We start from the raw sequence: 21,091 nt of genomic DNA, 5'->3' as shown, positions 1-21,091 counted from the left end.
GGAACGTGTCTGTCTCAAACTAATTAAGTGGATGTGTTGCTAAGTCTTGGGTCTGTAAATTAACCCCTAAGCCGCGATACTGTCGATAACGTTCGCGAGCGACCGCTTTATGCTGATCGTCATTGGCAACAAAATCGATAATGTGGCCAAAGTTTACCGCAAATGGGGGCGCTTGGTCTGCAAGATTAATCAGAACTTGGCGACTTTTGTTGGCGCCGAGGCGATCAAAACCAATTTCAACCGGCGATCCCGTCATCGGGCCCTCACCTTTGAGGTTATGGGGCACAAAAGCACTGGGCTCAAACTGCCATAAAAGTTCATCAATTGCATGGGCTTGCTGTTTATCTTGGCAATGGATATAGACCCATTGTTGCTTCACAAAAGCCTGTTGCGCCAGTTGGCATGCCAGAAGATGCATCTCGCAAATTGCAGGGTTCGCATTCGCGGTTACAACAGGTGAATCAACCTTGGCCTTGGCAGGTGATTCCACTGGCGGCATGAGATAAAACAGCACTTGAGTCATAATTTCAATGCCTTGCTTCACTTGTTCTAGTGGCGAACGAAAGCAGCAGTTTACACTAAAAGTCAGTATGGGTTAATGCTTGGGGTAAACCTTGCGCTGAGGTTTTACCTATCACTGTCTGGCGGGACTTAATGGGATGCTTTTAAGCCGTTGAAGATTAAGAGGGTAGAGCTATAACTCTTTGAAAAATTATTCTAAAACCGTTAGTTGTTCAGTTTTTATTCAAGTTCTTATTCAGGAAATCGATTTTCTGATTATATAAGAAAATAAAACAGGCGAAGATTTTCATCTTCGCCTGTTTTTATTATGATCTTTAAAACACTTAGGCCGGATAGTCGGTTATTCGCCGAGTTCAACGCCTGCACGATTGATCAGGAACTGAGTCAATAGTGGCACTGGACGGCCCGTAGAACCTTTGTTAGCACCGCTATTCCAAGCTGTACCCGCAACGTCTAAGTGAGCCCAGTTGTACTTTTTAGCAAAGCGCGAAAGGAAACATGCTGCAGTGATAGCACCTGCTGGACGGCCACCTAAGTTGGTCATGTCAGCAAACGGGCTGTCGAGCATATCTTGATACTCATCCCACAACGGCATGCGCCATGCGCGGTCACCACTTTGCTCACCAGCACTTAATAGCTCGTGTGCCAGAGGGTTATGCGATGAGAACAGACCCGATGCGTGTTTACCAAGGGCAATCACACACGCGCCAGTCAGAGTCGCTGTATCGATAACCAATTCAGGATCGAAACGCTCAACATAGGTTAATACGTCACACAGAACTAAACGGCCTTCTGCATCGGTATTTAACACTTCAACGGTTTGACCTGACATAGTGGTCAGAATGTCACCTGGACGGTAAGCATTACCCGATGGCATGTTTTCACAGCCAGCCAGAATACCCACAACATTGATAGGTAACTTCATATCACAGATGGCTTTCATGGTGCCGATAACACCTGCTGCGCCGCCCATATCATATTTCATTTCGTCCATGGCTTCGCCAGGTTTTAATGAAATACCGCCCGAGTCGAAGGTTAACCCTTTACCGACTAATACGATGGGTTTTTCTGTGCTATCGACAGCACCCTTGTATTCCATCACTGTCATGATGGATTCGTTGGCACTGGCGCGACCGACTGCAAGGTATGAGTTCATGCCCAGTTTGGCCATTTGCTCTTCACCGATAGTGGTGACATGCAGGGTGTCGTGCATTTCAGCCATTTGGCGCGCTTGCGAGGCCAAATAGGCTGGATTACAGATATTAGGTGGCATGTTGGCCACATCGCGACATAAGTGCATGCCGGCAGACACTGCCATACCATGCTCGATAGCGCGCTCACCTAAGGTTAATTCACGGCGAGTGGGTACATTGAACACTAATTTACGCAGTGGACGGCGAGTTTCACCTTTGCGGGTCTTTAGGGCATCAAAGCTATAAAGACTGCTATTGGTGGTTTCAACCGCTTGGCGCACTTTCCAATACGTATCGCGTCCTTTCACGTGCAGTTCAGTCAAGAAGCAAACCGCTTCCATTGAACCTGTTTCGTTAAGGGTGTTGATTGTCTTAGTGATGATTTGTTTGTATTGGCGTTCGTCTAGTTCTCGTTCTTTGCCACAACCCACTAATAATACACGTTCACTCAATACGTTAGGAACATGGTGCAGCAACAACATCTGGCCAGGTTTACCTTCCAGATCGCCGCGACGCAGTAGGTTACTGATATAACCTTCGCTAATTTTATCTAATTGCTCCGCGATACCCGACAGACGACGGGGTTCATAAACACCGACCACGATACAGGCTGAGCGTTGTTTTTCGGGGCTACCGCTCTTTACGCTAAACTCCATGAGCACTCCTAGATTCTTAAAGACAAATTTTTATATTTATTGGATAATGTCTGCTTGTCCCGAAAAGGGCCTAAGTTATTACTCCAAAGGTGATTTATTCTCGGTGCTTGAGTCACGCATTTGGTGACGTTAAGTTAACCTAGAACCCCTGAAGCTGGTCAGAAAACTATCAAAAGTAAACAGTTTACATGAAAGTTAGTCTGTTACCAGCAAAAAGATAAGTTTAGAGACCGGATCCTGCCTGTGATTGTATTTAAATACCTTATTCGAGAAGTTTTAAAGGCACAAATTGCGGTACTTTTAGTGCTGTTAACTATTTTTATTAGCCAGCATTTCGTGCGTATACTGGCCGATGCCTCCGACGGCGATTTTCCCGCCTCTTTAATCATGACCCTGATTGGGCTTAACTTGCCCTATCTGGTGATCTTAGTCCTGCCGTTAAGTTTGTTTTTGGGCATTTTAATGGCCCACGGCCGTATGTATTCTGAAAATGAGATGGTCATTCTCCACGGTGTTGGGGTTAGTGAGTGGTATGTTACCCGTGTGACTCTGATCCTTGCCGTGATCAATATGTTGTTTACCGGCTATTTATCCCTATATGTCGCCCCTTGGGCAGAAGAGCAGCAAAACCAAGTGCTTGAAAAAGCCCAGTCTGAAGCGGGTCTTGCGGCCTTAGTGCAAGGGCGTTTTCAGGCGAGCCCTAATGGCCGCGCGGTATTATTTGTCGAACGTATCGGTAAAGATAACGAGTTAGATAAAGTGTTTGTAGCCCAGTTGCCAGATCCTGATGATGAAACGGGTGTCACCAATGTGGTGGTCGCTAAAGGCGGGCGAGTGCAGGAAGATAGTACTGGCGCACAGCAATTAAACCTCAGTGATGGCGTGCGTTATCAAGGCAGCCCTAAGGCGAAGGACTACCAAATGATCGAATTTGGTGGTTATAAAATGCAAATTAAAGAGCAGCAAGTCGACGAGCGTCGCCGTAAATTATCTGCGCTACCCGTCGATGAACTCGTGAAAATCGAAGGTGCAGAAGCCGTTGCCGAATTCCATTGGCGTCTTGCCATTCCGCTGGCGATTCCGATCATGACCTTGATCGCGGTACCACTTGCGCGGGTGAATGTGCGTCAAGGTAAGTTCGCTAAAATGTTCCCCGCAATACTCTTGTACCTTGGCTATTTTGGCCTCATGGTCGCCGGACGTAAGGCATTGCAAGATGAGATTATCCCTTTACATCTTGGTATGTGGTGGATCCATATTTCGGCGCTTTTGATGGGGCTGTTCTTACTCGGTAAAGATAGACCTATGTTCAGTCGTATATCGGCTCTGTTTGCCCATAAGAAGGTGGCGGCATGATGATATTAGACTTTTATATCGCTAGGGTATTGCTAAGCACTTCAGCGTTGTGTCTGCTGGTTTTAACTGGCTTGTCGGGCATCATCAAATGGGTTGACCAGCTGCGTTTAGTCGGTCGCGGTACTTATAGCATGATGGATGCGGGTATCTATGTGTTATTTTTAGTGCCTCGTGATGTCGAGATGTTTTTCCCCATGGCCGTATTACTTGGCGCCTTGATTGGCATGGGAATGTTGGCATCTAACTCTGAACTTGTAGTGATGCAAGCCTCAGGTATGTCACGTCTACAGATCACTCTATCAGCGATGAAAACGGCTGTACCCTTAATGTTGATGGTCATGGTGTTAGGGGAATGGGGCGCGCCGATTGCTGAGCAAAAAGCCAATCAGTTACAAGCCATTAAACTCTCAGGTGGAAGCTTAATTAAGTCCCATCGAGGCATTTGGGCGAAGGATGGTGATTTGTTTGTGAATATAGGTGAAGTTGAAGACATTAATAAACTCAACAACATTACCCTTTATAAGTTCAATAGCGAACTTAAACTCACCAACGTTGTGCACGCGACTCGTGCAGTATTCTTCCAAGACCACTGGCGTTTATTTGATGTTAAACGTACGGATTTAAGCTATGAGAAAGTCATGCTTGAGCACCTTGATGAAGACCAATGGCAGTCGAGTTTAACGCCAGATAAACTCAGTGTGGTTTCGATTAAACCTGAGGCGCTATCTATCCGTGGCTTGGTCGGTTATCTCGATTATCTTAAAACCAACAGCCAAGATCCGAGTCGCTATGAGCTTGCTTTATGGCGGAAGGTGATGCAGCCTGTGACGGTCGCTGTGATGATGTTAGTGGCACTGTCGTTTGTATTTGGGCCGCTACGCACTGTGACTATGGGGGCGCGGGTATTACTTGGGGTTGTTGCGGGTTTCAGCTTCTATATCAGTAATGAGATTTTCGGTCCTATGAGCATAGTGTATGAGTTACCCGCTTACGTGGGGGCTGTGGCACCAAGTTTGCTGTTTACCGGCGTTGCTTTCTACTTTATCCGGCGATGATACTCATTTAGTTACTTCGAATTCCACCCATAAAAAACGACGCATTGCGTCGTTTTTTTATGGGTGGATTTGGCTTGGTTTAAGCTCCGAAGTTTACGCTTAGAAACCTAAGCTTCAAATCTAAGCACCGTGCCAGTTACGCATTTGGTTAGCTTCCTTTGATAGAACAACCACTTCTGAGCGAGTCATTCTATCCTGCAGTGCGCGTTTATCATCATTGATTACAATCCATAAATTGCCAATGCCGAGCAGTGACCAAACGATACGCGCATAAGCTGTGACCATACTTAAGTTTTGGCCGTTTGGATGTTGGATTTTAAGCCGCCAAGCGCGCATGCCTAAGGTTTGGCCGCCTCTACTCCAAAATAGCGCGTAGAAAGTACCGACACACAAGACGAGCCAGAGTTGATAAATACCATGGTAAATCGGCGTGCCATTGAGCGCGTCAGAGACATGCTCAAAGCCATTCATGCCAGCCAATCCTGAAGCGGTAAGGCCGTAGAAAATGCCAAAGCCCACAGCGCCAGCAACCATATACACGGCCACGGCTAACATCGAATCGTAAACGGCAGCACCTAAGCGGCGAAAGAATCCCGCACGGGGAAAGTTAGCATGTTCGGTATTGAGCATCACAGTGTCCTGTTTTTAAAGTGCTTAAAGCGAATACAAATATGGATACCTGTCTAGGCTTCGGGTTCTTCGTCTCTGACAAAGTGGATATTGCTAAAGCCAAAGCGGGCAAATTCTACTTTTCTGAATTCTTTTTCAGCCTTAGCCCCCTTGCGCGATGTCATGGCGACTTGCTGTTCCATAGCCAAAAATTTGCTCAGTTCTATACCTTCGGCTTCGGCCACAGCTTCATATAAATCATGGTGTTTGTCGTAGCTAAAGGCGATGGTTTTAGTCGTACCTTTGAAGGTGTAAGTGACTTGACGGGCCATGGGGGAGCTCTCCTGAAATAAGTCTGAAATTAATTAAATTCACTTCTAAAAATAAAATACACAGCACCTAATATGCACAATCCTGCCCACAGATAATCGAGCTTCAATGGCTCTTTCATATAGAAATAGGCAAAGGGGACGAACAGACTTAAGGTGATGACTTCTTGTAAAATCTTTAACTGGCCGACGTTCATAACCGTGTAACCGATTCGGTTAGCAGGTACTTGCAGCAAGTATTCAAATAGGGCGATGCCCCAACTCACTAAGGCGGCAATAATCCAAGGTTTTGAGCCTAAGGTTTTTAGATGCCCGTACCAAGCAAAAGTCATAAAGATATTGCTTAGGCAAAGTAAACCGATAGTCGTCAGGGTTGGATTCATCTTTCATCTCTATGATTAATTTTATAAATCATGTACATGGCATCGTCGGTATAGCTGCCAAGGCACTTGTCTATGGCCTGAGGTTTAAAGCCCATTTTTAGCCAATAACTGTCGGCGCCTTGAACGGCAACAAGGGACAAGGAATTGAGATTATAACGATCCGCCAACAGTGTTAAGCGAGTGAGCGCCTTAGCACCTGCGCCTAAACCTTGGGCTTTGGCCGAAATCGCAATATCGTGTAGGTATAAGGTATCAGCCTTAGGCAAATGGGTGATGGGCTGATAGAGCGCGGGCGGCATATTGGTGGTCCATGGGTGAGCCAAGCAATAACCGACAACCGACTTATCCACTTCGAACACAAAACAGGATTGTGGTGATACCTGCCATTTACTTTGCAGCACGTGCAAGGGCTCAGGATCCAGTTGTGAGTAACACTCATCTTGGATTGCTAAAATGGCATCCCAATCCTGTGGGGTGATTGCTCGCAGTAACATGGCAGACATTTATCCTGTTTCAAGAGTCCCGTTTCAAGAGTTCTGTTGAAGGCACTCCGTTAAAAGAGCCCTGATTCAAATAAGCTCGGCATTATAACCTCAAGCGGCTTCAAAATGCAGGCTCCGGCGGTAATATAAAGCGCTTTAAAACCCATTAAAACTGAGCTAAGCGTTCGCAGCGGTTAAATACCTAGATATCGTTGGCGCAGGTGACGCTCAAGATATTGACCATCTAGGGTTTCGCCCGTTGCTTGGCGGAGCAGTTCATCGGTGGTGAGTAAGGATCCCTTAGACCAAATGTGCTCGCGCAGCCATTGGAATACCGAGTCCAACTTGCCTGCATCGATTAGGGCTTCAATCGGTCCTAAGGCTTTTTCTATCGCAAAACGACATTGGGCGGCATACATGGCGCCTAAGGTGTAACTGGGGAAGTACCCTAGCTCACCGACAGCCCAATGGATGTCCTGCATGCAACCGTCGCGATAATTGCCATCGGTATTGATCCCCAGTAATTGTTGCATCTGCGTCGACCAAAAATCAGGTAAATCATCGACGGTTAAGCTGCCGTCGACAAAGGCTTTTTCCGCCTCAAACCGCAGCAAAATGTGGCAGGGGTAAGTGACTTCATCGGCATCGACGCGGATAAGTCCGGGATTTACGCGGGTATAATGTTGCGCTAATTCTTGAGCACTGAAATGACAGTTAAGATGCTGCGCGATTTTAGGCTGCAACTGACGTAAAAATGCCGGATTTGCCCCAAGCTGCATTTCGCAAAATAGACTTTGGCTTTCGTGGACGCCCATAGAACGTGCAAGCCCTGCGGGTTGACCGCGCCACGCTTGAGGTAAACCTTGCTCGTATCTGGCATGGCCTGTTTCATGAACTATGCCCATGATAGCACTGCTAAAATCGGCATCATTGTAGCGGGTCGTTATCCGCACATCGCTTGGCACGCCGCCACAAAATGGATGGCTACTCATATCCAGCCTGCCATGATTAAAGTCAAATCCCAAAAACGCCATCACGTCACGGCCAAGGGCTTGCTGCGCGCTGATATCGAAGGGGCCATTGAGTACAAGCTTAGGCTCGTTTGCCTGCTTAGCCAGTACTTCTTGGATGAGTGTCGGTAGCCAATCTTTCAGGCCGCCAAAGGTTTGTTCCAGCTTTACCGTGGTCATTCCCGGTTCAAATTTATTGAGCAGGGCATCATAGGGTGCGATATTTTGGGCTTCGCCGCGGATCTGTGCTTCTTCCTTGGCAAGGTCGATGACCGCTTTTAGATTGGGTTTAAAGCCCAGCCAGTCATTATTTTTACGTTGCTCGCGCCACGCATTCTCACATTGATAGGCCATCTTGGTTTTGGCTTGTACTAGGTCGCCGGGCACTAAGTTGGCCTGTTGATACTGGTACAGCATTTCCCGCAGATTGGCTTCCTGCTCTATTGAGAGTGGTTCATCTGCCGCGCCGTGTAAGTGCTCGGCTAATACGGCTGAGGTTTTGAGACCGTGGATATGCAGCGCCAGTTCTGCCATTGCATCGCCGCGATCTTGACCGCCGCCCATCGGCATCATGGCCGCTTGATCCCAGTCACCCAAAGCGCTGAAATGTTCAAAGTGAGAAATTTTCTGGAAATGTGCAGTCAGTTTGTCGTAACTTGGCGTTGGTGCTTTAGTCTTAGGTGTGCCCATGGAATTTCCCTTCTGGCGCATAAAACCTGCGCGAATAAATAACAATAACAGGATAATAATACAATGAAGTCAAAATCATATAGCATTAAAACGCTTAAGATTGCGCTGTGCCTGACCCTTGCCGCTATCGCTTCGACGGCGCAGGCGGGCGCCGATAAATTTGTGGCTGGGCCTGCAATTCCTGAGTTTGGTCAGATTGCCAAAGTCGATAGCATGATGCCCATTCCTAAGGGCATGAAGTTTAAAGTGGCTTTTGATATGAGTAAGGCGGCCGATGTGGGCAAGACGAATCGTCAGCTCGAAAGTTTAGCCCGTTTTATCAATATGCATGTGGCGGCAGGCGTTAACGAAACTGATATAGAGCTGGCTATGGTGGTGCACGGTGGCGGCATCAGCGATTTAGCTGATGATGCTTTTTATGCCAAGCAGCACTCAGGTGCGGTAAACGCTAATCGCGCTTTGGTTAAGGCTCTGGTTGATCACGACGTGAAGTTTTATATCTGCGGACAGAGCGCCGCCTTTTTTGATTTAACCAATGCCTCATTATTACCCGGAGTCGATATGGCATTATCGGCGATGACAGCCCACGCTATTTTGGCGCAGCAGGGTTACAGTGAAAATCCATTTTAGGGTAAATTTTTAGTTTGGAAATAGGGCTTGGCTTGCTATTCTGTGGCGCATAAGTCGATAATTACAGTGAAATAAATGGAATGCTGTATTGTTCAAGGAGATGATTATGTGGGCGTTTTTAGTTGAGCAGCCTAATTTACCTTACACCATAGCTTTTGCCTGTGTTCTGGCCCTCGGTGTGTTTGAAGCCTTCGCGTTAGTTATTGGCCTAAGCATGATGAGTGCGCTCGACCAATGGGTGCCTATCGATGCGGATTATGACGCTGATGTCAGCCCCGGTGGACTCACAGGCATTGCCGGTTGGCTGTGCCTCAATCGACTGCCGTTATTGATTTGGTTTGTGCTCGCGCTGACCAGTTTTGCGATTGCGGGTTATATCGTCAATTTTATCAGTTTCAATGTTGCTGGCCTTTTACTGCCGCAATTGTTCACCTTACCGATAGCTATAGTTGCGAGTGCCTTTTCTTGCCGTTATCTCGGTCGAGTGCTGGCGGATCATTTGCCGAAAAATGAATCGAGCGCAATTTCGCTTGATGATTTGAGCGGCTATGTCGCGACTATTACCTTAGGCTGCGCCATTAAAGGCATGCCTTCCGAAGCCGTTGTGCGTGATAAACACCAACAAAAACATTACGTCTTAGTCGAGCCTGAAACCTCGGACATCGAGTTTGCCTCTGGCACTCAAGTCGTGCTACTTAAACGTGAAGGCCGTGTCTGGTCTGCTACGTGTTTTGATAATTAATTGTCCCCAGCTATAAATCAATTGAAAGGAAATCAAATGGATGTGTTAACTGATATCGGTTCATCCGGTAGTTTTATTTTGCTCGTTGCCGGTATGGTGTTACTTGGCTTTATCGTGATCGGGTTAATTTTTGCCAAGTTATATAAACGTGCAACCAAAGAAATGGCCTTTGTGCGTACCGGCTTTGGCGGTGAGAAAATCATTAAAGATGGCGGCGCTATCGTACTGCCAGTGCTGCATGAAACCATTTCGGTCAACATGAATACCCTGCGTATCGAAGTGGAAAAAACTCAGAAAGATGCGCTGATCACTAAAGACAGAATGCGTGTTGATGTGAAGGCTGACTTCTATTTGCGAGTTGCCCCAAATTCAGATGGTATTTCGATGGCGGCGCAAACCTTAGGTACGCGCACAAACCGTGTCGAAGAGCTTAAAAAGCTGATGGAGTCTAAGTTTGTCGACGTGCTACGCGCCGTTGCCGCTGAAATGACCATGACAGAGATGCATGAGCAGCGTGCCGATTTTGTGCAACGTGTGCAAAATAACGTGGCTAACGATCTGGAGAAAAACGGTCTCGAACTCGAGTCGGTTTCGTTAACCGGATTTGACCAAACTGATCTACAATTCTTCAATGAAAACAACGCATTCGATGCCGAAGGTCGTGCGCGTTTAGCGAAGATTATCGAAGAAAAACGCAAAGAAACCAACGATATCCAACAGGATAACCGGATTAAGATTGAGCAGCGTAACCTCGAAGCCGAAAAAGAATCCCTTGAGATTGAAAAGTCGGAAGAAGAAGCACGCCTGATCCAGCAACAGTCTTTGGAATTTAAACGCGCCGATCAAAAAGCGGAAATCATTAAGCAGAAAGAAAATAAGGCCCGCGAAGAACGCGAAGCCGAAATTGCTAAAGAGCGCGCTATTGAAACCGCTGAAATCGAAAAGACCAAGGATATCGAAACCCGCGAGATTGAAAAATATAAGTCGATTGAGCAATCGCGCATTCAACAGCAAAGGGATATCGAAGTTTCTGAGCAGGAAAAACGCATTGCGGTTGCGGCCAAATCTGAAGAAGAATCTGCCGCCCGTGCCCGTGCTGCTGAAGCCGAAAAACTGAAGGTTGAGAAAGAAGAAGCGGTCATCACAGCGCGCCAAGTGGCCGAAGCGAATCGTCGCAAAGAGATTGAAGTGATTGATGCCCGTAAAGAAGCTGAGCGTGATGCAGTTGGTGTGACAGTACAAGCCGAAGCCGAGAAACGTGCTGCTGAAGACAGATCGAGTGCGATTCTGATTGAAGCGCGCGCTAGCGCCGATGCGAAAAAACTGCAGGCCGAAGCGGATGAGAAGGTCTACGCCGTTGAAGCTGCGGGTAAGCAAGCACTTTATGAGGCCGAAAACGTCTTGAGTGATGAGCAAATTGCCCTGCAAAAATCCCTCGCGATTTTAAAAGCGCTGCCTGAAATTGTGGCACAAGCCGTTAAACCGTTGGAAAACATCGAAGGCATTAAAATTCTTCAAGGCTATGGCGCTGGCAATCAATTAGCAGCGGGTGGCGAAGCTGCTCACCATCAAGGCGGCATTGCCGAGCAAGTGACTAGCGCTGCATTAAACTACCGCGCCAATGCGCCGGTGGTTGATGCCATGCTTAGAGAATTGGGCTTAGTGAATAGCGACTCTGGCACCTTAAATGATTTATTAAACGGCAATAACACCTTAACCGCCGAGGCGTTAAGTGGCGTGAAGCCGTCTCATGCTGGACTTAAAGATTACAGCCAAACGCAGGTGGTCGAGAGTCAAAGCGTGCCTAAGCTGTAAGGTCGATTTAGCTAACTTTACGAGGTTAGCTTTATGAGATTAAATCTGCTTGATTAACTAAAAACGCTCGCATTTTTGCGAGCGTTTTTATTTTGAGGCCAATAAAATCTAACGGCCTATTTGTGTACCTTGTCGACCCCCGATGAGCGACCTTCGGCATGACAGGTTGCGCATGACTCCTGTCCTGATTGGTAAATTCGACCACCGCTGGCATCACTTTGATAAACCCCGCCAAAGCTGCGTGCATGGACGACTAAACTATCGATCAGCGTGTGACAAGCCGTGCAGGTTGCTAAGGTTGGCCGTATTGGCTCAGCTTGCCAGCGTTTGAGTGTACTTTTTGATGATTTCGTCAATTTTACCATTTGCTTTAAGGGTCGCTATTGCTTGATTAATGGCAGGCAGCAAATCAGCATGCTCCTTACGTAGCCTAAACACTAAGTCACCATCAGAATGCACCGCCGCAAGGGCGACGGGGATACGCAACTGAGTTGACCAATACAGGGCTGGATAATTACCGGAAATAATCGCATCGACTCTGTGTTTATCTAAGGCTTTGACTAATTCTTGCTCAGAGGTAAAGTCGGCACGGATAAAGTCCTTATCGTCGTGGTATAAATAACCGCGCACAGTCCCGATGTGTTTGCCTTTAATCTGGTCGATATCCTTATATTTACTGACATTTTCAGGCAGGGTGACCACATATTCGGTGATTTGCATTATGGGGGCGGATTTAACAAACAGCGGCCCTAAATCCTGTTTTTCAAACCAACTCGGGCTGACGATATCAAAATCGAGTTGACCGGTTTCCAGTGCGTTATTAGTGCGCTTTGGCGGCAGGGTGAGGATTTCACCGTCGATTTTAGCGAGGGATAAAATCATCGGGATAAGCTCAGTGATCATCCCCGGCGCCTCTGCTTGGTCGCCGATAAAATACGGATACCAAGAATAGGAGCCAGTGATATTGTATTTGAGTTGCTCCGCATAGGCGTGTGGTTGAGTAAAGCAAAGGGCGAACAAGGCAAATCGAACTAAGTGTTTATACTGCAAACATCGCTTAACCATATTGCTTTTATCCTTGTTATCTCTGCTTTAGCCAAGGCCTATCCGATGGCCATTCTACCTAAATTGTGTGAATAAATTGTTTAGTGGGTCACAATCAGTCACACCAGCCATAGTTAAGCAGTTTTCACCTTTACGCCATTACACTTTTTGTCATTACACTTTCCGCTATCACACCTAAGCCAATAGCTGACACAGGGCGGGCTGTTGATTATGCGGGAAAATTTGGTAGGTTTTATGGTGCTTAATCAAGCTGGTTTTCTTATTACCTTGGCTCAGTAATAACCCATGGGATAGGGCGATACGCGTTAGTGTCTGTTCATCGGCGCGGACATATAAGTTGATTGGTTTGACCAATTGATTGTCTTTAATATGTTGGTTAAATTCTTTTGCATCAATGACTAAGCTAGATTGACCATCAGCATCGAGTTTGAGCTTGGCGCTGATTTCAGTGTCAGTAAAGACTAACCATTCGGCTTGCTTTAAAGTTTCTATCATAGCATTTAATGCCGTGCCTAAAGCTTGCTCTGATTTTTCAACTGTTTGATATTGATGCACAATCCTTTCTAGCAAACGCTTGAGTTCGGCGCCCGCACCTTGGCTGCGAGCCAGACGTATCCAAGCCGTGAGATCCTCGGCTACCAGTTTAGAAAAGCGTTTTTCCTTTAAGGACTCGACCATCCAATTACACAAAAAATGACTTTCCTGCGCGGAGGTGCGCTGGGCTTTCTTGGTCTGTGCTGAAGCGGTTAAATCGGCAAGACCCGCAAGGGCGAGTTCGAGCACAGCTTGGTTATAGGTTTGAGAATTCATTATGACTCCGCCGCGGGCTGAAGTGATATTATCTATTTGAACTTGGAAGGTATTGATTGCGGCGGAGCTAGTTTAGCAAAGCGGCCGCTAAATCGATAACGATTCTTAGCGGCTGCTTTGATGAGGGATGGATTATTCTGGTGCACCGACGAGGCTGGCGGCGGTCAGAATCAACTTAGGTGCGGGTCTGACCTTGTAGTTAGGATTCACATATTGGAAATGAATCAAACCTTTATCATCGCTAATATAAATGGCGGGCACAGGTAAGACTAAACGTTTGTCTCCCTCAGGTGTCGTCCACATTGGATTATCGACATGAAGACGCGAAGTATAGATTTCAGTGACCTTTTCGCTTGTGTAAAAAGCTAAGCCAAAGGCTTGCGATGCCTGCATTTTTTCGTCAGAAAGCAGTAGATACTTAAGCTCATTTTTTGCCGCTGATGCCTTAAGTTGTGCTGGCGTATCGGATGAAATACCCACTAACTGAAAGCCCATTTTTAATAATTCAGGTTCAATCGCCTTTAACTGTCCCATTTGATTGTTGCAAAAGGGGCACCAGCCGCCACGGTAAAAAAAGAAAATGGTCGGTTTTTTCTGCGTTAATTCGGCTAAGTCGACTGTGTTACCCTTGATATCTTGCAAGTTTACCTTAGGAATTTGTTGACCATTGAGTAGTGGACTGATGGAAAACTCATCTTTGGCAATGGGCTGCGCCAGAGTCGTAAAGCTAGTGAGCAATAGTGTACCTGCGAGGCAAAGTGTTTTTAGTATGGTTGACATGGGCGTTCCTAACGTTATCTTTCAATGGCTGTATTTCTAAGCACCAACAGTTTTCTTTTTGTCTGCTCTAGTACTGAGATCTGCTTGTGTAATCTGCTTATGTAATTTGTTGCTTAAGTCATCTCCGTTGACGAGATCTTCGCTTAAGTGTTTTTTGTGTAAGTGCCATTGCGCTGTCTTGCTGTATTGTTCGTATTGGCCAAGGCGTTCTAAAGCGAGTCTCTAAAGGAACGGGGATTCGCGAAAGTTATTGCATAACCCAGCAAATTAGCTGTCACGCGGAGTTTTGATGAATAAAATTAACCCTAAGAAATTACTCAACAGTAAGTGGACCGCCGTTAAGCCGACCAATAAAGAAAAACATTTTTTAGTCACTGAGATTGAGTTTGATGAGGAAGGCTTAGTGATCTCGTGTTCAATTGAGGCTGTGATGTCAAAGCGAGTTATACCTATAAACTGGTATGATTTAAAAGATGAAGACCTTTGGTTGCAGGGCTGGAAATAGTTAAACGACTTGGATAAATACCAATCTCATATTATCCAAAGACATGGAGGGCACTCATCTTGTTCTCCAGTTTTACCATCATCTTCTACGTTCTTTAGCTCATTCCGCAACAATGTCATTTATCAATGTCTTCCATCAACGATCCCATCAATATCTCGTCTCTTGCCGTCAACTGGACATGTTTTCGTAGCGCAGCGGCATCCATTTATTCAAGTTTGAGATTAATCCGTGTTTTTTTACTGATATCGATTGCGGCTAAATCGAGATTCCGTTATTTTGTTGTAGCCATCTAAACGTCTAGATGGTTTTTGCAGTTATTAAGGTACTCACTGAAGCTATGCATTGTCGTCATCGAACGCAGCAAGGTGCTAGGTAGCAGGATTCTCATTAACTATGAGTGCCTTAGTAAAACGAAGTCGCATAAAAAGATTGAGGTAAGCAAGATGGATAAGCAGCAACTGTGGGTTTTGGATGGTGGCATGGGGCGTGAGTTAGCAAGACGGGGCGCACCCTTTCGCCAGCCTGAGTGGTCGGCGTTGGCATTGATAGAAGCGCCGCAAACCGTGACTGAGGTGCATCAAGCCTACGTAGCCAGCGGTGCCAAAGTCATCACCACCAACAGTTATGCACTCGTGCCATTTCATATCGGTGATGAGCGTTTTGCCGCCGAGGGTGAAGCGCTGGCTGCATTGGCGGGCAAACTGGCACGGGATGTCGCGGATGAACACGCAAATGCGGTTCGGGTCGCGGGCTCATTGCCACCCTTGTTTGGCTCTTACCGTGCCGATTTATTTGAGGCCGTGAGGGTGAGGGAACTGGCGCTGCCACTCATTCGAGCGTTGTCGCCCAGTGTCGATCTCTGGTTAGCCGAAACCATGAGTTTGATTGCCGAGCCTTTAGCCATCAAGGCCTTGCTGCCAGAAGATGGCAAACCATTTTGGGTTTCTTTTACCTTAGAGGACGAGACGTTAGGTAGCGAACCGACACTACGCTCCGGTGAGCGAGTGGCCGATGCTATCGATGCGTTAGTAGCAGTTGGTGTGGATGCGATTCTGTTCAACTGTTGTCAGCCTGAGGTGATTGAGGCGGCATTACAGGTGGCCAGCGATAGATTGAGTGATCTGGGGCGTGCTGATATTCGACTCGGTGCCTATGCCAATGCGTTTCCTCCTCAACCGAAAGAGGCGACGGCTAACGATGGTCTGGATGAGATCCGTGCCGATCTCGGGCCGCTTGATTATCTCGGTTGGGCTGAGCGTTGGCGCGCGGTAGGGGCTTCGCTTATCGGTGGTTGCTGCGGCATTGGTCCCGAACACATTCAGGCTCTTTATAGTCGTTTGCGCTAAGGATTTTGTATGAAAGAGAACAGGATAGGTCTCTGGTCACTCACAGCCCTAGTGTTCAGCTCTATGGTAGGTGCTGGGATTTTCAGCCTGCCGCAAAACATGGCTGAAGTGGCGGGTGTTCGAGCTGTGCTGATTGGCTGGGGGATCACAGGTGTGGGCATCTTGGCATTGGCTGCGAGTTTCCTCTATCTGTCGCGCTTGAAGCCTGAGCTTGATGGCGGCATTTATACCTACGCCAGAGCCGGTTTTGGTGAGCTGGTGGGCTTTTTTTCTGCTTGGGGCTATTGGCTTTGCGCCACCATAGGCGTGGTGGGATATTTAGTGATTGCGTTTGCCGCCCTTGGCAGCTTTGTCGATACGCCGCAGCAAGTTTGGTTTGGCGAGGGCAATACGCTGGTCGCTTTTGTCGGTGAGTCGTGCATTTTGTGGGCGGTGCATTGGTTGGTCTCCCGCGGCGTACAGCAGGCCGCCATGTTCAATCTGGTGGCGACATTAGCCAAGAGTTTACCGTTATTGCTGTTTGTACTGTTTGCCTGCTATTACTTCGACCCTGTGACTTTTGCTCAGGACCAAGCGGCCAGCACTTTAGCTGTGCCAGTGTCGGAGCAAGTGCGTAACACTATGCTGATCACGCTTTGGGTGTTTACCGGTATCGAAGGTGCGGCTGTGTTATCGGCGCGCGCTAAAAATAAGCGGGATGTGGGTACGGCGACTGTCCTTGGCGTCGTGCTGGCGCTACTACTTTATGTGCTTATCTCTGTGTTAGCGCTGGGGATTTTGGCTCGTCCTGAACTTGCTGCACTGCCTAATCCCTCTATGGCGGGACTGATGGGAAGCATGAGCGGCGCTTGGGGTAAGGCGCTGATCAGTGTCGGGCTGATTGTTTCTGTGCTGGCCTCCTACGTGAGTTGGACTCTGTTCTCGGCAGAGGTGCCTTTCAGCGCAGCCCGCCACGGTGCTTTTCCAGCCATCTTTTTACGACAGAATCGTAATGGCACGCCGATCGCTTCCCTCTGGTTATCCAGCTTAACAGTGCAGTTTTGCTTGTTACTGGTGTGGCTGCTGGGTAAGGGGTATACCAATCTGCTACTCATTTCTACGTCGATGATTTTAGTGCCTTATCTATTGATTGGACTGTTCCTGCTGAAGCTTTCTTTGAGTGGGCAGGGCAATGGGCTGATGAGAATCGTGGCGCTGGTGGCGAGCGGTTATGGACTCTGGTTACTCTATGCCGCTGGTGTCGAGTATCTGTTGCTGTCCTTGCTACTTTACGGCCCTGGGTTACTCTTGTTTCTCTATAGTCGCCGCCAACTTGTGGATGGTAAAAAGCTTAACGGTCGTGAGCGATTGCTCGCAGGGGCGACGTTGCTGAGTTTGTTCCCCGCGTTATGGTCATTTTGCTATCAATAACGGATTGCAGTTAGTTAAAGTGGGCAGTGCTTTATCGAATTGGACATAAAAAAATCGGCCACAACAGTTGTTGTGGCCGATTTCACTAAAACACGTGGGATGGGGTTAAACGCTATGGGTTTTACACCACTCGTTTTAGCGATTACTTAAGCTTTTTCGCTTTGCTCGGTGCTTGACCCACCTTCATTTTTACGCGGCGGCCTTGCATGTTTTTCTCAGCAGCAACTTGAGCGCCGACGTTGTCGGTTCTTTGTTGCTTTTTGGCAAAACTGCGGCGGGTTTGTAATTGCTTTAATAGCAATTCGCGGCTGCCCACTTCATAACCTGGCACAGTGACGCGGCGAATTTGTTGACCAATCAATTTTTCGATATCGGCTAAGGTACGTTCTTCTTCGCGGCTCACAAATGAAATGGCTACGCCAGTTTTACCCGCACGGCCTGTACGACCGATACGGTGGACATAGTCTTCGGCGAGGAAAGGTAAGTCATAGTTGACTACGTATTCAAGGCTTGGGATATCCAGACCACGGGCGGCAACTTCGGTGGCAACCAGTACGCGGACATCACCTGCAACAAACTCACGCAGGGCGCGGCGACGACTGCCTTGGCCTTTCTCACCGTGGACCACTTCTGATGGGATACCATCTAAGTTTAATTCTTTGACTAGTGTATCGGCGGCATCACGGGTCGCGGTAAATACCAATACCTGTTGCCAGTTTTTCTTGCCGATTAGCTCAGACAGTAGTTCACGTTTACGGCGTTGTTCAACCGGATAAACGACTTGGCTAACGGTGTCGGCCGTAGTGTTTTGCTTATCAACGCTGATCACTTGCGGTTTAACCATCATATCGTTGGCGAGTTTTTTAACCGCACTTGAGAAAGTGGCTGAGAACAACAGGTTTTGGCGTTTCTTATTGACCGCTTGCAGGATCTTTTGGATATCGGCGCTAAAGCCCATGTCTAACATACGGTCGGCTTCGTCTAGGACTAAAAAGTCGACGTTCGACAGGCTTAAGTTACAGGCGGTAAGGTGCTCAAGTAAGCGACCTGGGGTGGCAACGATTACATCGGCGCCGCGTTTCAGCTTTTGCGCTTGAGTCTCAATCTTTACGCCACCGTAAATGGTTAATACGCTGAAGTTTAAGTATTTGCAGTAAGCCGTAACGTTGTCAGCGACTTGAGCTGCAAGCTCACGGGTCGGCGTAAGGATTAATACGCGGGCATTCGACTTTAACGTTTCGCTTGGATTTTCAACCATCTTTTGCAGGATCGGCAGTGCGAAAGCGGCGGTTTTACCCGTACCGGTTTGGGCACTGGCTAAGACATCTTGGCCGCGGCGGATAGCAGGTATCGCTTGCTGCTGAATAGGCGTCATTTGTTGATAACCGCAATCTGAGATAGCGCGCAAAATCTCGGGGGAAAAACTAAAAGATTCAAATCTCATTTTGGATTCCTATGGTTCACTTATTCAAACATTCAAGCGCCGCTAGCCTCTTTATCACTTGTCTAAAGGAGAGAGGCGTATCGGCTGGCTCATTCTTCCACACAGATTTTATAAGAAAAATGGCGGGCGCGGAGTATAGCAAAAATTTCGGTTAAAACCTGAACTTTTTAGTGTTTTGGTATTTTATCTGCCTCATTTTATCGCCAAGAGATAAAAGCTTTAGCGACGGCTCAGGCGGGATAAGGCCAATTCTGCAAGCACTGGGTTGGATCAGTACTGGATTGAGTATGCTCTTAGCAGAGTATGTTCTAGGTTGAGTGAGGGCTGGCGCAAAGAACGGGCTAAAAGAACGTGATAGAAAAATGCCGCAGTTTTGGCTGCGGCATTTTATATCTTGCTTATGACTAACCGAAGGTGCGTCTCAGACCGAGGGCCTTCTCGGCATTGTGTTTAAGCAGATGAGCAGCATCACCAATCAGATGGGTTGCGGCTAAGTTTTCTACGCTTGAATGGCTGATGGAATGTATATTGCTGGCAATCTCGTTGACCACTTGACGCTGTTGATCCGCTGCCACTGCATTTTGCTGGGCAAAGGTGTGGATATCACTCACTTCTTGGTAAAGGGTATTCACATTGTCAGCGGACAGTTGAATGTCGCTAGCGCAGCGCTCCGCATGTTGGCGGCTCTGTTCCATTTCTTTGGCCCATATGTTGAGCATAGAGAACATCTTATCGACACTCTTTGAAATACTGTTGGTCGATAGTTGGGTTCGACTCGATAGCGCGCGCACTTCATCGGCGACTACGGCAAACCCTCGGCCTTGTTCACCTGCACGGGCAGCTTCAATGGCCGCATTGAGGGCGAGAAGATTGGTTTGCTCGGCGATGGAGTCAATTTCGCCCATCGCATTAGCAACTTGCTCTGCTTCTTTATTCAATTGATGGGCATTGTTAGCAGCATCGGCAACAGACTTGGCCAGTTGCTCCACTTTTTGAGTATTGGCCTTCATATTGGCGCTGCTTTTAAGGCAGAGATCGTAGGCGGTATTGATGCTGGTGGACGTGAGATGGGTATTCTGCGCCACTTCTGTAATGGTTGAACTCATTTCTTCCATCGCACTAGATAGCTGTTCTAGCTGACTTTTCTCTTGATCTAGGCTGACATAGGTTTGCTCGGTCGCGACCACTAATTGATCGGCAATTGCATGCAATTGATTGGCTTGATCTTGTGTGCGCCCCAGTACGCCATTCATTTTGGCCTGCAGCATGATGAGCTGGAAATCGAGGATAGAAGACGTGTCGGCACCCGAGTAGATGTAGCGACTGATAGAGTCGTATTTTGTTTGCATTTCAATCAGTTTTGCGGGAATACGAAAGGCCTCATCGTAGAATATAGCCAAGTTTAAACTCATCAAAACCGCGCCAGCGATAATCACGCCCCAGCCCCAAAAGTAGCCCGCGATCAGTAAGCCGGTCGAGGCGACAACCGCCGAGAGGATACGTTTCTGCATTAAGCTTAAGGGCTTAGGAATGGATTTATCCAGTTTAAGTCTTTGGTATATCTCATTTGCTTTGCTGACGTAGGCTGCTTGAGGCTGAATACGCACCGATTGATAACCAACGATAGTGCCGTTTTCAAACAATGGTGAGACAAAGGCATCGACCCAATAGAAGCCACCATTCTTACAGCGGTTTTTTACTATGCCGCGCCAAGATTGGCCCGACTTAAGCTTTTCCCACATTTCTTTAAAGGCGGCGCTCGGCATATCGGGATGGCGAACCATATTGTGGGCACTGCCAATTAACTCTTGGGCGCTATAGCCAGAGACTTCAGCAAAACGGGCATTAACGTAAGTAATGACACCGCGAGTGTCGGTGGTGGAAATGAGTTCATCTTGTGGTGTTAAGCGGATTTCTTGATCTGATCTCTGTGCATTCAGTGTTCTGTGGGCTGACGCGTTACTCTGGCTCATTTAGTGTGTCCATTCAGGGCCGATGTGATTCATTGGGGTTCAGGGGCGCGGTGTTAGGCGCTAATTTTCTTGCGCTTACTCTCATTGGGGTAAGCTTGTTATGTGATAAGACTATCATTTTTGTATGGGTATAGGAGAGCGGTTTTTGATGGTTTACCCATAAAAATCAATCGTTCGTTGTATTTGTAAGCTATTGCAAAATATAAAAATTTTAAGTAGTGCGAATATGGAATTAAACGAGCGTTTATCCTGCTAAAACGCAAATTTCAGTATTTTGTATAGGGTT

At 47.4% G+C, this 21,091-nt stretch carries 20 protein-coding genes and 1 pseudogene; 8 read left to right on the top strand and 13 right to left on the bottom strand.

Annotated features, from left to right (window positions below):
* Positions 1-19: 19 nt before the first annotated feature.
* Together K5Q99_RS07975 and pepA are read right to left on the bottom strand one after the other, a co-directional pair.
* Positions 20-523: a DNA polymerase III subunit chi gene (locus K5Q99_RS07975; protein ID WP_220776545.1), complete on the bottom strand. Its 504-nt coding sequence runs from the start codon at positions 521-523 to the stop codon at positions 20-22.
* Between the two features lie 339 nt (positions 524-862).
* Positions 863-2,371 carry a leucyl aminopeptidase gene (gene pepA / locus K5Q99_RS07970; RefSeq protein ID WP_106649869.1) on the bottom strand — a complete coding sequence of 503 codons (1,509 nt, stop codon included), beginning with the start codon at positions 2,369-2,371 and terminating at the stop codon, positions 863-865.
* Between the two features lie 243 nt (positions 2,372-2,614).
* Between pepA and lptF the strand changes: the two genes are divergently transcribed.
* The gene (gene lptF / locus K5Q99_RS07965) at positions 2,615-3,727 is read left to right on the top strand and encodes an LPS export ABC transporter permease LptF (protein ID WP_220776544.1); all 1,113 of its coding nucleotides are present in this window, start codon (positions 2,615-2,617) and stop codon (positions 3,725-3,727) included.
* The gene (gene lptG, locus K5Q99_RS07960) at positions 3,724-4,782 is read left to right on the top strand and encodes an LPS export ABC transporter permease LptG (RefSeq protein ID WP_220592353.1); all 1,059 of its coding nucleotides are present in this window, start codon (positions 3,724-3,726) and stop codon (positions 4,780-4,782) included. The genes lptF and lptG overlap by 4 nt, the downstream gene beginning before the upstream one ends.
* Positions 4,783-4,902: 120 nt before the next feature.
* Here lptG and K5Q99_RS07955 read toward each other — a convergent pair whose 3' ends face one another.
* From K5Q99_RS07955 to K5Q99_RS07935, 5 genes are all read right to left on the bottom strand, one after another.
* Positions 4,903-5,412: an RDD family protein gene (locus K5Q99_RS07955; protein ID WP_220776543.1), complete on the bottom strand. Its 510-nt coding sequence runs from the start codon at positions 5,410-5,412 to the stop codon at positions 4,903-4,905.
* 53 nt (positions 5,413-5,465) lie between these two features.
* Positions 5,466-5,723 carry a DUF2960 domain-containing protein gene (locus tag K5Q99_RS07950; RefSeq protein WP_220776542.1) on the bottom strand — a complete coding sequence of 86 codons (258 nt, stop codon included), beginning with the start codon at positions 5,721-5,723 and terminating at the stop codon, positions 5,466-5,468.
* A 29-nt stretch (positions 5,724-5,752) separates the two neighbouring features.
* Positions 5,753-6,103 (bottom strand): DMT family protein, encoded by a 351-nt coding sequence (locus tag K5Q99_RS07945; protein ID WP_006082592.1) that lies wholly within the window; start codon positions 6,101-6,103, stop codon positions 5,753-5,755.
* Positions 6,100-6,597, bottom strand: coding sequence for a GNAT family N-acetyltransferase (locus K5Q99_RS07940; protein ID WP_106651792.1), 498 nt, complete (start codon positions 6,595-6,597; stop codon positions 6,100-6,102). Before K5Q99_RS07940 ends, K5Q99_RS07945 begins: the two co-directional genes overlap by 4 nt.
* Before the next feature lie 182 nt (positions 6,598-6,779).
* A complete protein-coding gene (locus tag K5Q99_RS07935) occupies positions 6,780-8,285 on the bottom strand; it encodes a carboxypeptidase M32 (protein ID WP_220776541.1) in 1,506 nt (501 codons plus the stop codon).
* A 63-nt stretch (positions 8,286-8,348) separates the two neighbouring features.
* Between K5Q99_RS07935 and K5Q99_RS07930 the strand changes: the two genes are divergently transcribed.
* The 3 genes from K5Q99_RS07930 (at position 8,349) to K5Q99_RS07920 (ending at position 11,472) form a co-directional block, all read left to right on the top strand.
* The gene (locus K5Q99_RS07930) at positions 8,349-8,915 is read left to right on the top strand and encodes a DsrE family protein (protein WP_220776540.1); all 567 of its coding nucleotides are present in this window, start codon (positions 8,349-8,351) and stop codon (positions 8,913-8,915) included.
* A 106-nt stretch (positions 8,916-9,021) separates the two neighbouring features.
* The gene (locus tag K5Q99_RS07925) at positions 9,022-9,657 is read left to right on the top strand and encodes a YqiJ family protein (RefSeq protein ID WP_220776539.1); all 636 of its coding nucleotides are present in this window, start codon (positions 9,022-9,024) and stop codon (positions 9,655-9,657) included.
* Positions 9,658-9,693: 36 nt separating this feature from the next.
* A complete protein-coding gene (locus K5Q99_RS07920) occupies positions 9,694-11,472 on the top strand; it encodes a flotillin family protein (protein WP_220592358.1) in 1,779 nt (592 codons plus the stop codon).
* A gap of 116 nt (positions 11,473-11,588) precedes the next feature.
* On the opposite strand, the pseudogene K5Q99_RS22425 reads toward K5Q99_RS07920, so the two are convergent.
* The 4 genes and pseudogenes from K5Q99_RS22425 to K5Q99_RS07905 all read right to left on the bottom strand — a co-directional run.
* Positions 11,589-11,777, bottom strand: a pseudogene (locus K5Q99_RS22425) (multiheme c-type cytochrome); the annotation flags it as partial.
* A 7-nt stretch (positions 11,778-11,784) separates the two neighbouring features.
* Entirely contained in the window at positions 11,785-12,537 is a 753-nt protein-coding gene (locus K5Q99_RS07915) for a substrate-binding periplasmic protein (protein WP_106649878.1), read from the bottom strand.
* A 174-nt stretch (positions 12,538-12,711) separates the two neighbouring features.
* Complete coding sequence (locus K5Q99_RS07910) at positions 12,712-13,347, bottom strand: DUF2913 family protein (protein ID WP_106649879.1); 636 nt, start codon at positions 13,345-13,347, stop codon at positions 12,712-12,714.
* A 132-nt stretch (positions 13,348-13,479) separates the two neighbouring features.
* On the bottom strand, positions 13,480-14,127 hold the full coding sequence (locus K5Q99_RS07905) for a peroxiredoxin-like family protein (protein ID WP_220776538.1): 648 nt from the start codon (positions 14,125-14,127) through the stop codon (positions 13,480-13,482).
* Positions 14,128-14,416: 289 nt separating this feature from the next.
* On the opposite strand from K5Q99_RS07905, the gene K5Q99_RS07900 reads away from it, so the two are divergent.
* The 3 genes from K5Q99_RS07900 (at position 14,417) to K5Q99_RS07890 (ending at position 17,388) form a co-directional block, all read left to right on the top strand.
* Complete coding sequence (locus K5Q99_RS07900) at positions 14,417-14,632, top strand: TIGR02450 family Trp-rich protein (RefSeq protein WP_220776537.1); 216 nt, start codon at positions 14,417-14,419, stop codon at positions 14,630-14,632.
* A gap of 443 nt (positions 14,633-15,075) precedes the next feature.
* Positions 15,076-15,978, top strand: a complete 903-nt coding sequence (locus tag K5Q99_RS07895) for a homocysteine S-methyltransferase family protein (protein ID WP_220776536.1) — start codon at positions 15,076-15,078, stop codon at positions 15,976-15,978.
* Positions 15,979-15,987: 9 nt separating this feature from the next.
* Entirely contained in the window at positions 15,988-17,388 is a 1,401-nt protein-coding gene (locus K5Q99_RS07890; protein WP_220776535.1) for a basic amino acid/polyamine antiporter, read from the top strand.
* Positions 17,389-17,530: 142 nt separating this feature from the next.
* Here the strand turns inward: K5Q99_RS07890 and K5Q99_RS07885 are convergent, their stop codons facing one another.
* Both K5Q99_RS07885 and K5Q99_RS07880 read right to left on the bottom strand, forming a co-directional pair.
* Entirely contained in the window at positions 17,531-18,832 is a 1,302-nt protein-coding gene (locus K5Q99_RS07885; RefSeq protein ID WP_220776534.1) for a DEAD/DEAH box helicase, read from the bottom strand.
* Positions 18,833-19,236: 404 nt separating this feature from the next.
* On the bottom strand, positions 19,237-20,805 hold the full coding sequence (locus tag K5Q99_RS07880; protein WP_220776533.1) for a methyl-accepting chemotaxis protein: 1,569 nt from the start codon (positions 20,803-20,805) through the stop codon (positions 19,237-19,239).
* Positions 20,806-21,091 lie beyond the last annotated feature (286 nt).

The sequence above is a fragment of the Shewanella hafniensis genome (assembly GCF_019655335.1).
GTDB classification, from domain to species: domain Bacteria; phylum Pseudomonadota; class Gammaproteobacteria; order Enterobacterales; family Shewanellaceae; genus Shewanella; species Shewanella hafniensis.
The sequence above is the reverse complement of the archived record's forward strand: the minus strand, read 5'-3'. Positions and strand labels throughout refer to the sequence as shown.

Excerpts from the sequence above, each read along its gene's own strand:
- K5Q99_RS07930 (WP_220776540.1), top strand. The coding sequence starts at position 8,349 with ATGAAGTCAAAATCATATAGCATTAAAACGCTTAAGATTGCGCTGTGC.
- K5Q99_RS07905 (WP_220776538.1), bottom strand. The coding sequence starts at position 14,127 with ATGTCAACCATACTAAAAACACTTTGCCTCGCAGGTACACTATTGCTC.
- K5Q99_RS07915 (WP_106649878.1), bottom strand. The coding sequence starts at position 12,537 with ATGGTTAAGCGATGTTTGCAGTATAAACACTTAGTTCGATTTGCCTTG.
- lptG (WP_220592353.1), top strand. The coding sequence starts at position 3,724 with ATGATGATATTAGACTTTTATATCGCTAGGGTATTGCTAAGCACTTCA.
- K5Q99_RS07920 (WP_220592358.1), top strand. The coding sequence starts at position 9,694 with ATGGATGTGTTAACTGATATCGGTTCATCCGGTAGTTTTATTTTGCTC.
- K5Q99_RS07925 (WP_220776539.1), top strand. The coding sequence starts at position 9,022 with ATGTGGGCGTTTTTAGTTGAGCAGCCTAATTTACCTTACACCATAGCT.
- K5Q99_RS07935 (WP_220776541.1), bottom strand. The coding sequence starts at position 8,285 with ATGGGCACACCTAAGACTAAAGCACCAACGCCAAGTTACGACAAACTG.
- pepA (WP_106649869.1), bottom strand. The coding sequence starts at position 2,371 with ATGGAGTTTAGCGTAAAGAGCGGTAGCCCCGAAAAACAACGCTCAGCC.
- K5Q99_RS07950 (WP_220776542.1), bottom strand. The coding sequence starts at position 5,723 with ATGGCCCGTCAAGTCACTTACACCTTCAAAGGTACGACTAAAACCATC.
- K5Q99_RS07940 (WP_106651792.1), bottom strand. The coding sequence starts at position 6,597 with ATGTTACTGCGAGCAATCACCCCACAGGATTGGGATGCCATTTTAGCA.
- K5Q99_RS07900 (WP_220776537.1), top strand. The coding sequence starts at position 14,417 with ATGAATAAAATTAACCCTAAGAAATTACTCAACAGTAAGTGGACCGCC.
- K5Q99_RS07895 (WP_220776536.1), top strand. The coding sequence starts at position 15,076 with ATGGATAAGCAGCAACTGTGGGTTTTGGATGGTGGCATGGGGCGTGAG.
- K5Q99_RS07885 (WP_220776534.1), bottom strand. The coding sequence starts at position 18,832 with ATGAGATTTGAATCTTTTAGTTTTTCCCCCGAGATTTTGCGCGCTATC.
- K5Q99_RS07910 (WP_106649879.1), bottom strand. The coding sequence starts at position 13,347 with ATGAATTCTCAAACCTATAACCAAGCTGTGCTCGAACTCGCCCTTGCG.
- K5Q99_RS07890 (WP_220776535.1), top strand. The coding sequence starts at position 15,988 with ATGAAAGAGAACAGGATAGGTCTCTGGTCACTCACAGCCCTAGTGTTC.
- K5Q99_RS07955 (WP_220776543.1), bottom strand. The coding sequence starts at position 5,412 with ATGCTCAATACCGAACATGCTAACTTTCCCCGTGCGGGATTCTTTCGC.
- K5Q99_RS07975 (WP_220776545.1), bottom strand. The coding sequence starts at position 523 with ATGACTCAAGTGCTGTTTTATCTCATGCCGCCAGTGGAATCACCTGCC.
- K5Q99_RS07945 (WP_006082592.1), bottom strand. The coding sequence starts at position 6,103 with ATGAATCCAACCCTGACGACTATCGGTTTACTTTGCCTAAGCAATATC.
- K5Q99_RS07880 (WP_220776533.1), bottom strand. The coding sequence starts at position 20,805 with ATGAGCCAGAGTAACGCGTCAGCCCACAGAACACTGAATGCACAGAGA.